Origin of the sequence: uncultured Sulfitobacter sp. (genome assembly GCF_964021855.1) — a bacterium.
GTDB lineage: Bacteria > Pseudomonadota > Alphaproteobacteria > Rhodobacterales > Rhodobacteraceae > Sulfitobacter.
Genome location: NZ_CAXHZD010000002.1, coordinates 453894 through 466255 on the forward strand (window position 1 = coordinate 453894; position 12362 = coordinate 466255).

The following is a 12362-nucleotide window of genomic DNA, read 5'->3' on the forward strand; positions in this document are numbered from 1 at the left end:
GGCCGGATTGAGGGAGTGGGTTTTGATGAGACAGGAAAAGCAAGCATACGGTTTGCGCCGTACATTTGCGGCAGGCGTGATGGGGATCGGTTTATTGTTCCCCGCCGCGTCTTGGGCCGAGACTTTGGCCGACGCTTTGGTGGGCGCCTATAATAATTCGGGTCTGCTGGATCAGAACCGCGCGGTATTGCGCGCCGCGGATGAAGACGTGGGCATCGCCAAATCGGCGCTAAAGCCGGTTGTGCAGTGGACAGGTACCATAACGCAGAACATTAACCGGTCGGTGAGCGCTGGATCCACGTTTGTCACTGCGGGAACCGTCACAAATACGGATTCGCTGACAACAACCGCCAACTTGATCGCATCGCTTTTGGTCTATGATTTCGGTGCCACACGCTATGGCATCGAAGCGTCCAAAGAGACGGTTTTGGCAACACGCGAAAATCTGGTCAGCGTTGAACAGCAAATCCTGCTGCGCGCCGTTGATGCCTACATGAGCGTGATCCAATCCCGCGAACTGGTGTCGCTGCGCGAAAACAACGTGCGCTTGCTGACCCAAGAATTGCGCGCCGCGCGTGACCGCTTTGAAGTTGGCGAAGTCACACGGACCGACGTCGCCCTAGCCGAAGCACAGCTTGCACAAGCCCGCAGCGGTCTGGCTGGCGCGCAGGGTGATCTGATCTCGGCAAAGGCCTATTTCAAGGTTGCTGTTGGCCGCGAGCCGGGCAACCTGAGCGCACCGCCCAGCTTGCCCAGCATCTCTGACATCAACACTGCCAAAGCATTGGCCGTGCGCCGTCACCCCGATATCTTGGCTGTGCAGCATCAGGTTGCCGCCGCCGAGCTGTTGATCCGCAGAAGCGTCGCCGCGATGGAGCCGCAGGTTTCCGTTCAGGGTTCCTTGGGCGTGACTGAGACATTTGATACGCCATCTTCGACCCGTAGCGGGGCGGTGGCGCTGCAGCTTAGCCAGACGATTTACCAAGGTGGGGCATTGTCTGCTGGCGTTCGCAAAAGCCAAGCGCAACGTGACGCGCAACGCGGCAATCTGCATGTGGTCGTCAAAGATGTCGAACGTGCGGTCAGTGACGCCTATGCGGGGCTTGCCGCCGCGCGTGCGCAGATCGAAGCATCCCAACGCCAAGTCCGCGCGGCAAGAATCGCGTTTCAGGGCGTGCGCGAAGAGGCCGCCTTGGGGGCCCGCACCACACTTGACGTGCTGGATGCAGAGCAATCCTTGCTGGACGCGCAATCCAGCAGTGTGACCGCGCAAACCCAGATTTATGTCGCGGCCTATTCGGTTTTGCAGGCGACAGGCCAGTTGACGGCCCGCAATCTAAAACTGCCTGTGCAGGTTTATGATCCCGCGGCCTATTACAATCTGGTCAAAGACAGCCCAGCCAAATTGTCTAAAGAAGGCAAGCAGTTGGACCGCATTTTGCGGGCGCTGCAAAAGGACTGACAATTTTGACGATGGTGTTGTGAGAATCTGCACCATCGCCTAAGTTGATTGTTAAGAATGAATGGTTAGTAGAAAATATGTCTGATGCTGTGTCCAACGCAGAGGTAGAGGATGTGCTGTCTTCCATACGCCGATTGGTGTCCGAAGACCGCCGCCCAGTGAGCAAGGTAACCCAAAGCGCTCCTTCGGAGGAGAAGCTGGTGCTGACCCCGTCGTTGCGGGTGTCTAACGACGCCCCCGTGGCTGATGCGCGACGCAAAGCTGACCCTGTTGACGTTTCGGGCCATGATAATGGCGCTCAGGGGGAGGGCGATCCGGTTTCAGCGGATACCGGTACCACGGATACCGCATCGCAATCTGACACCGTGACCAATTTCAAGCAGCGTTCCGACATCCTGAATCTTGGCGCGTCCGAACTGGTGGATGACAATGTGAAATCCAGCGGGTCCGACCGGTTAAGCGCCAAGATCGCCGCGCTTGAGACCGCCATTGGACGTATTTCTGACGGCTGGGATGCGGAAGAGCGTGAGGTAGACGATTTCATGTCACCTGAACCGCTTGCCATGGCTTGGGAAGACGATGTCGAGCTGGACGCCACCGGCGCGCCGATCGCCGCATCACAGAATGAAGAACCGACCGAGGCGACAGCTATGCGCGATGAAACAATCGTCGAGGCCGGATCATATGTGGAGGAGGAGGCTGCTGCCCCTCAGGACGCAGCCAAAGGTGCCACTACAGACGAGTATTTGGACGAGGACATGCTGCGCGAGATGGTCGAAGAGATCGTGCGCAAAGAGCTGCAAGGCGTGTTGGGCGAACGCATCACACGCAATGTACGCAAGCTTGTACGCCGCGAAATCCACCGCGCTATGACGGCGCAAGACCTCGAATAACGCTATCATCATGGTCTATGTATAAGGGCGGCATCTGCGGGGGCAGGTGCCGTTTTTATTTGCAACACGGATTTTGATGACCACCGTCGGGCGGCAATAAAAAACGCGGCCCAAGGGCCGCGTTTTTTAACACTGAAATCTTCAGGTTAATCAGGCTGCTTCGGCCTGTTGTGCCGCGTGGCGACGTTCTGACTCTTCACGAGACAGGGCAACAGATGTACGCACACCTTTACCAACAAAATCCATCAGGCCAGACACGACGCGTTCGTTCGGGTCGATACCGGCACAGCTCAACACTTCACGGCCGTCGCGCGAACGCGCCCAGCGTGCAATCTGCTCAGGACCATTGCCATATTTCTTGTCATCGGCAATTGCATCGTCCAATGCGGCCAGTACCACGGCAGCAAAAAGTTTGCGGGCACGGTTACCTTGCTCATTGTTAAAGGCAGTGCCATCAACGAAATCTTTCATCTCGTCGTCCTTTCTATTATTCTTGCTCTTGTCATTTAGGCGAGGCGTTCCTTATGACTGAAAGAGCGCGATTCGGATACACATATTTCGCATAGCACCTATGCGTCTTCTGCATGGCTCTTTGCGCTTTTGGCAGGCGCTTGGCTGCCTTGCGTGGCCAGTCCTTAGAAGATATAGGTCGCCTGAATTAATCTTCAACATTTTGCAATGGTGTCCCCACATGCCTAAGATCAATGGAAACGAAATTCGTCCCGGAAACGTGCTTGAACACAACGGTGGTCTATGGGCTGCGGTTAAGGTTGATCACGTCAAACCGGGCAAGGGCGGTGCCTTTGCACAAGTCGAGATGCGCAACCTGCGCAACGGGTCAAAACTGAACGAACGCTTTCGCAGCGCCGATAAGGTTGAAAAGGTCCGTCTTGAGCAGAAAGACCAACAATTCCTATACGAAGACGCCGGCATGCTGGTCCTGATGGACACGCAAACCTACGATCAGGTGCAGCTGTCGGCAGAGCTTTTGGGCGAACGTCGCCCGTTTTTGCAAGACGGTATGATGGTCGTTGTCGAGTATCACGAGGACGAAGCGTTGAACGCGTCCTTGCCACAAAAAGTGACCTGCAAGATCGTCGAGACAGAGCCGGTCGTCAAAGGCCAGACAGCGGCGAATTCTTTCAAGCCAGCGATCCTAGATAATGGCGTCAAAGTAATGGTGCCGCCGTTCGTCGGCCAAGACGAAGACATCATCGTGAACACCGAAACGATGGAATATTCCGAACGCGCCTAAGGCCCAGAATTGACCCCACGTCATGACTGCACAGTTTTGAAAAGCCTTGGGTCTTCCGGGGCTTTTTGCTGTCGCGGCATCGGGGTGCGGCACGCAGATCCCCGATATGGGGCGGTGTGTGTTGCCGTTCCGCAACGCTCTTTTCTCGTTAAAGGTGTGAACCTGCAGCGGGGTGCGGGGCGGTAAAACTATTCTTCCGCAGAACCAAGCTGTTATAGCTGTTTGGGGATATAGGGGGAATCATGTCAGACATCGTTGTTTTTGCCGCCAAAAAGATCATCACAATGGACATCAACCGGATGGAAGCGACCCATGTCGCCGTCCGTGGCGGAGAGATACTGGCCGTTGGCGACGCGACATGCGCCGACCAATGGGGCGCTGTGACCCATGATGACAGCCTGAAAGACGCGGTGCTGATGCCCGGCTTTATCGAAGGGCACGCGCATATGATGGCGGGTGCGATGTGGGAATATGCCTATGCGGGGTATCACGACCGGATCGACCCCAATGGCAAGCTGTGGCGCGGTATGGCCGATAATGATGCGGTGATTGACGGGCTGCGCGACTATGCCGAAACGCTGGAGGATGACGCCCCGCTGGTCGGCTGGGGCTTTGACCCGATTTTCCTGACGTCAGAGCGGCTGAGCAAAAAGCATCTGGATCAGATCAGCCCAACGCGGCCCATCGCGATCATTTATTCGAATTTTCATCTGATGTGCGTGAACTCTGCCGCGCTTGAGCTCGCCGGGTTCGATCAGACCACGAATGCCGAAGGCGTGATCAAAGGCGATGACGGCCAGCCCACGGGCGAGCTGCAGGAAATGGCGGCCATGTTCCCGGTCATGCGGCGCTTGGGGATCGATTTTCGAGGCCTAAGCCAGAAAGAAGCCTCCATTCGCGCCTATGCAGATGTGGCGCGCCGGGCCGGGGTGACCACGGTCACCGATCTGTATTCCCAGATGGAGGAAGACGACCTGACGACCATGCTGCGGGTCACCGGCGCGGATGATTTCCAACTGCGCATCGTTCCAGCATTGGGCGCGATGGAGGGGCCAAGGGCCATCGCTGATAAGGCGCAGGCCCTTGCCAAACGCAGCACTGACAAGCTGCGGCTGGGGGCGGTTAAATTGATGACAGACGGCGCGATCCAAGGCTGGACGGCACGGGTCAAAAGCCCCGGCTATGTGGGTGGGCAGCCCAATGGCATCTGGAACACCCCGCCCGAGATGATCTTTGCGCTGGTCGAAGAGCTGAACAGCCGTGGCATCCAGATGCATATCCACGTCAATGGCGACGAGGCTGCCGAGGTGACGTTGAACGCGATCGAGGCGGCGCTGCGCAAGAACCCTTGGGCTGGGCACCGCCATGTCCTTCAGCATTGTCAGTTGATGGGCCGCGACCTGTTTACGCGGGCCGCTGATATGGGCGTGTGCTGCAACATTTTTGCGAACCACGTCCATTACTTTGGCGATCAACACGTGGCACTGACCATCGGCAGCGACCGCGCTGAACGCATGGACGGGTCGCGCAGCGCGATTGATGCGGGCGTGAACATCGCGATCCACTCAGACGCCCCGGTCACGCCCATGGCACCGCTGTTCACCGCATGGTGTGCCGTGAACCGGCGGACGATGTCGGGGCGCACCTTGGGGGCCGCGCAATGCATCGACGTCGAAGAAGCGCTGTTCGCGATCACCATGGGGGCCGCCTATACGTTGAAGCTGGACAGCGAGATTGGCAGCATCGAGACCGGCAAGCGCGCGGATTTCGTGGTGTTGGGGGATGATCCCTTGGCCGTTGATCCGCTGACGTTAAAAGACGTCCCGATACTGGGAACGGTCTTTGGGGGCCGTGTTCACCTGCTATGAAGCCACGCCTGCCACTGACCGTAATCTCGGGCTATTTGGGCGCGGGTAAAACGACGTTGATCAACCGGTTGCTGGCCGAGGATCACGGGTTGCAGCTGATGGTGATGGTCAATGATTTCGGTGCAATCAACATCGACGCGGCACTGATTGCTGAGGCGGGCGAAGACACCATGACCCTGACCAACGGCTGCGTGTGCTGCACGATGGGGGCCGATTTGTTTATGGCCATCGGCGATGTTCTGGACCGTTCACAGCGACCGGACCATCTGGTGATCGAGGCGTCCGGTATCGCAGACCCCGCGCGCATTGCCCAAGTGGCGCAGGCAGAACCGGATTTGGCCTACGGCGGTATCGCGACCGTGGTCGATGGGCAAAGCTATGATGTCTTGGCCCGAGATGAGCAGATCGGCGCGCAGGTGGCGGGGCAGGTCAGCGCCGCTGATCTGGTGCTGGTCAGCAAGCTGGCTGCGCCCGATCCGGGGCTGGCATTGCGGCTGCAGGTGCAGTCACGGGCGTTGGTGGTCGATTTGGCGCAGGTGAATGCTGTGGCCCCGATCATTTTCGGCGTGGCCGAGCGAGCGGTGCCAAATGTATCGCTGGCCCAGCACGCCGCATATGTCGGGTGGAGCGATACCAGTGACGTAAGGCTGGAATACTCCGCGTTGATGACCAAGCTTGATGCGCGGCCCAAAGGGCTGTTCCGTTTCAAAGGGTTTGTCAGCCACGATGCATCCAGCGCTTGGGAAGTGCATTGCGTGGGGCCCAGCGTGAATGTGAAGCCGATAAAGGCAGCGCAGGAGACCCAGGTGGTCGGGATTGGATTGAAGGCCGAAATAGGGGCAGATGAAATTTCAGCGTGGTGGCACAGTTGACGCGCAGACGGAGTTTTTCAAAAACTCCGAGCCAAAATTTTTGAAAAATTTTGATCCCCGCCTTAGCCGTCTGTCACCATTGTGACGGTTGCGCCATCTGCCTGCATTGCTGCCTTCGCGCGGTCATAGCGCAGATAGGCCAACGCCTCGGTGCCCGCTTGGGTGAACACCGTGCCTGCCGGTTTGCCGTTCACTGAAATCTCGGTACCTGCATCGACAGGCGCGCTGATATGAACCTTGGCCAGCCCTTTGCGCAGCTCTGTTTTGTGCTTCATCCGCGCGGTGACTTCTTGGCCTACATAGCAGCCTTTGCGGAAATCAACGCCCTTCAGCCGTTCAAATCCCATCTCAAGGATAAAGCTGTCTGGCGTCAACTCGGCCCCGGTTTCGGGGATCATATACGCCACGCGCAGGGCGTCCCAATCCGTTGTATCATCGTTTTGTGGCGCATCGCGGTAGGCGCGCCAGCCCATATTCGGGTCGCGCGGATCGGCATAGCCATCGGCGGGCGCGTCACCCAGCCCACGGTGCACATGCAGGCCGGTGGCCTCGATCTTCACATCGGCGCGCAGTTTGTACATGTTCAGCCGTTGCACCAGCGCGTCGGCGCTGGCGTCTGTGACGTCCAACAACACGGCATCGCCGTCTGCGGACAAAAAGAAATCAACGATGAACTTGCCCTGCGGCGTCAAAAGCGCCGCGTAGATCGGCCCTTGGTCCAGCTTGGTAATGTCATTGGTCACAAGCCCCTGCAGAAAGCTGCGGGTGTCTGCACCGGAGAGTTTCAGGATGCGGCGGTCGTTCATATCGCGTTTCCTTGCATTTGATATCATGACATATATCAGGCCGACCAGAAGCCGAAAGGGGCAACCATGCCTGCGCCAATAACCGTGATCATTCCGACCTTGAATGCGGAGCACAGCCTGACCGGCTGTTTGACCGCGTTGATGGAAGGCGTCGATGCTGGCCTGATCTGCGAATTGATCGTGTCGGATGGCGGATCGCAGGACGCGACCCGGGTTGTCGCGGATGCGTGGGGGGCTGACATCATCGAAGGTGACGCATCGCGCGGCGGGCAATTGCGCCGGGGCTGCGCCAAGGCCAAGGGTGAATGGTTGCTTGTGTTGCACGCTGATACGCAGCTGGATCAAGGCTGGACCGGCCCGGTGATTGCACATCTTAAGGGGCGCAAGGCCGGGTGGTTTAAGCTGCGTTTTGACCGGGGTGGCTTTGCCGCGCGCTTTGTGGCGGGCTGGGCGCATCTGCGCAGCCTCATGGGGCTGCCTTACGGTGATCAGGGTCTGTTGATGCCACGGGCGCTGTACCAATCTGTGGGCGGATACCCAGACCAGCCGCTGATGGAGGATGTGGCAATGGCGCGGCTGCTCAAGGGGCAGCTGACCCGCATTGACTGTGCTGCGATCACATCGGCTGACAAATATCACAAGGCCGGATGGTTGCGCCGGGGTGGGCGCAATATCTGGACATTGATCCGCTATTTCGCAGGGGTATCACCGCAAAAGCTGGCCAAGGCCTACGCCAAATAGCGCGCCGTTGATCTAGCCGAACAACCGCTGTCCGATCCGTTGCAACAGGTTCGGCTCGGTTGGCTTTAGACCCTTCTCCAGCGCGCGCAACGCCCGTGAATTACGACCGTCCGAGATGATTTTGCCATCCTCGAACTGCAATCTGTACAGATCGGCATAGATGCCGCCACGGGCCAACAGCTCTTCGTGTTTGCCTTGGTCCATGATCTGGCCACGGTCCATCACCACGATCTTGTCTGCGCCACGAATGGTCGATAGCCGGTGTGCGATAACGATGGTGGTGCGCCCTTGGGACAGACGGTCCAACGCTTGTTGCACCACCTTTTCCGACTGGGCGTCCAGCGCGCTTGTGGCTTCGTCCAGCAGCAAGATTGGCGTGTTGCGCAGCAAGGCGCGGGCAATCACAACCCGTTGGCGTTGCCCCCCAGACAGGGCCGACCCGCGTGGGCCAACGCGGGTCTCAAGGCCATGCTCTAGCTTGGGCAGGAAATCAGCGACATGGGCGGCCTCAAGCACAGATTGCAATTCCGCATCCGATACGTTCTCGCGGCCCAAGACAATGTTTTCGCGCAGGGTTTCATCAAACAACAGGGCCTCTTGTGTCACCACAGAAAACAGGCCGCGCAGCGCGTTGATATCCATATCCTTCAGGGGCACGTCGCCAATGGTGACGGTCCCGGATTGCGGATCGATCAGACGTGTCAGCAGGTTAAAGATCGTTGATTTACCAGCACCAGAGGCCCCCACCAGCGCCGTCGTTTGCCCGGCTTTTGCGACCAGCGATAAATCATCCAACACCTTGGCGTCGCCATAGGACAGGCTCACGTTGCTTAGCACGATATCCGTAGATCCGGCAGGCGTGGCCACAGGGTTCTTGGGTGATTTCAACGTAACCGGCGCGTCCATCAATTCCTTGATCCGCTCAAGCGCTGCGGCGGCCGTTTGCCACAAACCACTGATGGCACCCAACCGGCGCAGCGGGTTAAAGGTGAACCCCATCGCGGTGAAAAAGGCCATGAACTGGCCGATGGTTTTGTCACCGGAAATAATCTCGGACCCGCCATAGAGGATCACGGCCATGAAACCGACGCCCGACATGATGTCGATCATGCCCGGAATGGCCGAGTTGCCAAAGGCGGCGCGGACTTCGGTTTTGACATATTTCTTGGTCAGGTCGCGGTATTGGCGCGATTGATACCGCTCAAGCGCGTTCAGTTTGATCTGGACAATGCCGTGGAACACTTCGTCCAACCGTGTCGACAGATGTGCGCCCAGATCGCGCGCCTCGCGGGACCGCGCGCGCACAAAACGTTGTGCAAGGGCTGCGGGCATGACCATCAACGGCACACCGATACAGGCCAGCAGCGCCCAAACCGGATCGATTGAGATTGCCACCCCGAGCAAGACAATCAAGCCGACCAGATCGCGCCCGGTGCCTGTGATGATCGCGCGCCATACATCATTGACCGCGTTCACATCGGACTGGACCCGCTGGATCAGAAACCCCGGTGGGTGTGCCTGATGAAACGCGCCGTCCTGCATCATCATGCGGTTCAGCATATCGATCCGCATATCTGCGGCGGAGGTTTGTGCGATCCGCGTCAAAAGCACCTTTTGCGCAATGCTTGCCACGGCGCGCAGCACGAAAATACCCACCAAGATCAGACCAACCCAGATCAGCGCGGATTCCTGACCCGCGACGAAAACCTGATCGAACATCGGTTGCATCAGTTTGGCCAACGCCCCAAGGGTCGCCCCTTCGATGGCCATGAAAACAACGGCCAATCCAAGCATCCAAATGTGCTTTTTCAGGTAATCGCGCCAAAGCCATTTCAGCAGCTCTTTGGAAGTATAGGTGACATCACTCATGAATGCGCCGGGGTCCTTTGGTCAAATATTTGACTGGTGTACGCAGCCCGGCGGGGCAGGGCAAGCATGACGGCCTGCTTTGGGTGGCGGATTGTCCGATTGACGCCGCGCCGCACGGGGATAAGTTGGCCCGGAATACTGTTGTTGAAAGGCGTATCGTTCATGTCATCCCGCACAAATCTATCGCATGGGCGCGGTTATCTCGCCATTCCCGGCCCCTCTGTCATGCCAGAGGCCGTGTTGAACGCGATGCACCGCCCCGCGCCCAACATTTATGCGGGTGAATTGGTCGATATGATGCCGCCGCTTATGCAAGACCTGCGCGACGTCGCCAGAACACAGCACCACGTTGCTATGTATATCGGCAACGGCCATGCAGCGTGGGAGGCGTCGCTTTCCAACGTCATCCGCCCGGGGGACAAGGTGCTGGTGCCTGCGACGGGGCGCTTTGGCATCGGCTGGGGTGAAATGGCGACAGGTCTGGGTGCCGATGTCGAGGTCATGGATTTCGGCAAACAATCCGCGATGGATCTGGACCGCATCGAAGAGCGCCTGAAAGCGGATACTGCACATGAGATCAAAGCCGTGCTGGCCGTGCATGTGGATACCTCGACCTCGGTTGTGAATGACATTGCCGGGGTGCGCGCCGCATTGGACAGCGCGGGGCATCCGGCGCTTTTGATGGCTGATTGCATTGCATCACTGGCCTGCGACCGCTTCGAGATGGACGCCTGGGGTGTCGATATCATGGTAACGGGCTGCCAAAAGGGGCTGATGGTGCCCCCGGGCGTCAGCTTTGTGTTTTTCAATGACCGTGCGGCGGCTGTGCGGGCATCCATGCCCCGCGTCAGCACGTTCTGGGATTGGGAACCACGCGCCAACCCCGACGACTTTTACCAATACCACTGCGGTACCGCCCCCACGCACCATATTTACGGCCTGCGTGCAGCACTGGATATGATCAAGGCCGAAACGATCGAGGCCGTGTGGGACCGTCACACGGTTCTGGCACGGGCCGTTTGGGCGGCCTGCGATGCGTGGGGCAGCGAAGGGCCGCTGGCGTTGAATATCGCCGACCCCGCCTTGCGCAGCCACGCGGTCACGTCGCTGCACCTAGAGGCGCCGCAGGCCACGCAACTGCGCGAATGGGTGCAGGAAAACATCGGCCTAACCTTGGGCATTGGTCTGGGCATGGCCGCACCGGGCAGTCCCGAAAGCCATGGTTTTTTCCGGTTGGGCCATATGGGGCATGTGAACGGCCAGATGATCATGGGGATGCTCGGTGGGATGGAGGCCGGGATGGCATCGCTCGGCATCAAGCGTGGCTCAGGCGCATTGGACGCCGCAGCCAAGGTGATCGGCGGGGTTTAACCCTCGCCGCTAATCGGCCGTTCTCTAGGCTGGCTGAGGCTATGCTTTTTGCGCATCCGCTAGAGCTAGGGGCAGCGCAGCGGCGAATGCATCGAGATCAGCGGGCGTGCCACAGCTGACCCGAATACAACGGTTTTGCGGGGCGGCAAAAGGCATGCGCACGAAGATGCCCCGCGCCACCAACCCATCAAGGACAGCTTTGGCAAAGGCCCCATCACGCCCGCAATCAATCGCCACAAAATTTGCCGCAGAAGGCAGCGGCGTCAGGTCGTTGTCGCGGGTAATCTCGGCGATCCGGTCGCGGGCGGTGGCGATTTGCGTTTTCACATGTGCAAGCCAATCGGTATCTTTCAGCGCCGCCAATGCGCCAGCCTGACCCGCGCGGTTCATGCCAAAGTGGTTGCGCACCTTGCCAAAGGCCGTGATCAGTTCAGGGGCGGCAATGGCATAACCGACCCGCGCACCCGCCAGCCCATGCACCTTTGAAAACGTCCGCATCCGTATCAGCCGCGGATCATCGGCATCCAACACGGGGGCGGTGCCATCCGGGGCGCAATCGACATAGGCCTCGTCCAACACCAACAGGCAACCCTTGGGCAGGGCCTCCATCGCCTTGACCAGATCAGCGCCCGAATGCCAACTGCCCATCGGATTGTCGGGGTTCGCCAGATATACCAGCTTTGCGTCGACTTCGGCAGCCTTGGCAAACAGCGCGTTTTGGTCCTCGTGATCGCCAAGATAAGGGACCTTGTGCAACACGCCGCCAAACCCTGCGACATGGTAATTAAACGTCGGATATGCGCCATCTGACGTGACCACCGCATCGCCCTGCGCCACCATCAGCCGCACCAAATAGCCCAATAGGCCATCAATGCCTTCGCCCACGATGATGTGGTCCGGGGCGATGCCGTGATGCGCGGCCAAGGCCTGACGCAAATCATAGCTTTCGGGATCGCCATACATCCACTGCTGCGTGGCCGCCATCGCCTCAACCGCGCGGGGCGAGGGGCCGAATACATTCTCATTCGCGCCCAACCGCGCGTCAAACACCCGGCCAGCGGCGCGTTCTTGGGTTTCAGGGCCCACAAACGGCACGGTCGAGGGCAGGGATTGGGCAAGCGGGGTAAGGCGAACATGTGTCATGCCACCCGATTACTGCATCCCTATCGGTCTGGGCAAGCATTGAAAAAGCAGCTCTGCGCCCCTAAGTAATAATCATTCGCAA

Annotated in this window: 11 protein-coding genes; 7 read left to right on the top strand and 4 right to left on the bottom strand. The window is 58.8% G+C overall.

The features are described 5' to 3' along the window. Positions 1–25: 25 nt before the first annotated feature. Together AADJ11_RS08525 and AADJ11_RS08530 are read left to right on the top strand one after the other, a co-directional pair. Positions 26–1462: a TolC family outer membrane protein gene (locus AADJ11_RS08525; protein ID WP_341234094.1), complete on the top strand. Its 1437-nt coding sequence runs from the start codon at positions 26–28 to the stop codon at positions 1460–1462. 77 nt (positions 1463–1539) lie between these two features. Further along, entirely contained in the window at positions 1540–2355 is an 816-nt protein-coding gene (locus AADJ11_RS08530; RefSeq protein WP_341234095.1) for a hypothetical protein, read from the top strand. 150 nt (positions 2356–2505) lie between these two features. Here the strand turns inward: AADJ11_RS08530 and AADJ11_RS08535 are convergent, their stop codons facing one another. Further along, positions 2506–2826 (bottom strand): DUF6280 family protein, encoded by a 321-nt coding sequence (locus AADJ11_RS08535; protein WP_093915679.1) that lies wholly within the window; start codon positions 2824–2826, stop codon positions 2506–2508. 220 nt (positions 2827–3046) lie between these two features. Here AADJ11_RS08535 and efp point away from each other — a divergent pair, with 220 nt between their 5' ends. From efp to AADJ11_RS08550, 3 genes are all read left to right on the top strand, one after another. Further along, positions 3047–3610, top strand: coding sequence for an elongation factor P (gene efp, locus AADJ11_RS08540; protein ID WP_093915680.1), 564 nt, complete (start codon positions 3047–3049; stop codon positions 3608–3610). Between the two features lie 242 nt (positions 3611–3852). Then, on the top strand, positions 3853–5478 hold the full coding sequence (locus AADJ11_RS08545) for an amidohydrolase (RefSeq protein WP_341234096.1): 1626 nt from the start codon (positions 3853–3855) through the stop codon (positions 5476–5478). Next, positions 5475–6350 (top strand): GTP-binding protein, encoded by an 876-nt coding sequence (locus tag AADJ11_RS08550; protein ID WP_341234097.1) that lies wholly within the window; start codon positions 5475–5477, stop codon positions 6348–6350. Before AADJ11_RS08545 ends, AADJ11_RS08550 begins: the two co-directional genes overlap by 4 nt. A gap of 62 nt (positions 6351–6412) precedes the next feature. On the opposite strand, the gene AADJ11_RS08555 is transcribed toward AADJ11_RS08550, so the two are convergent. Further along, entirely contained in the window at positions 6413–7156 is a 744-nt protein-coding gene (locus AADJ11_RS08555) for a folate-binding protein (RefSeq protein ID WP_341234098.1), read from the bottom strand. 66 nt (positions 7157–7222) lie between these two features. Here AADJ11_RS08555 and AADJ11_RS08560 point away from each other — a divergent pair, with 66 nt between their 5' ends. Continuing rightward, positions 7223–7897 carry a TIGR04283 family arsenosugar biosynthesis glycosyltransferase gene (locus AADJ11_RS08560; protein WP_341234099.1) on the top strand — a complete coding sequence of 225 codons (675 nt, stop codon included), beginning with the start codon at positions 7223–7225 and terminating at the stop codon, positions 7895–7897. Positions 7898–7909: 12 nt separating this feature from the next. On the opposite strand, the gene AADJ11_RS08565 is transcribed toward AADJ11_RS08560, so the two are convergent. Then, on the bottom strand, positions 7910–9766 hold the full coding sequence (locus AADJ11_RS08565) for an ABC transporter ATP-binding protein (protein WP_341234100.1): 1857 nt from the start codon (positions 9764–9766) through the stop codon (positions 7910–7912). 162 nt (positions 9767–9928) lie between these two features. On the opposite strand from AADJ11_RS08565, the gene AADJ11_RS08570 reads away from it, so the two are divergent. Continuing rightward, complete coding sequence (locus AADJ11_RS08570; RefSeq protein ID WP_341234101.1) at positions 9929–11137, top strand: aminotransferase class V-fold PLP-dependent enzyme; 1209 nt, start codon at positions 9929–9931, stop codon at positions 11135–11137. 39 nt (positions 11138–11176) lie between these two features. On the opposite strand, the gene AADJ11_RS08575 is transcribed toward AADJ11_RS08570, so the two are convergent. Beyond that, on the bottom strand, positions 11177–12280 hold the full coding sequence (locus AADJ11_RS08575; RefSeq protein ID WP_341234102.1) for a pyridoxal phosphate-dependent aminotransferase: 1104 nt from the start codon (positions 12278–12280) through the stop codon (positions 11177–11179). Positions 12281–12362 lie beyond the last annotated feature (82 nt).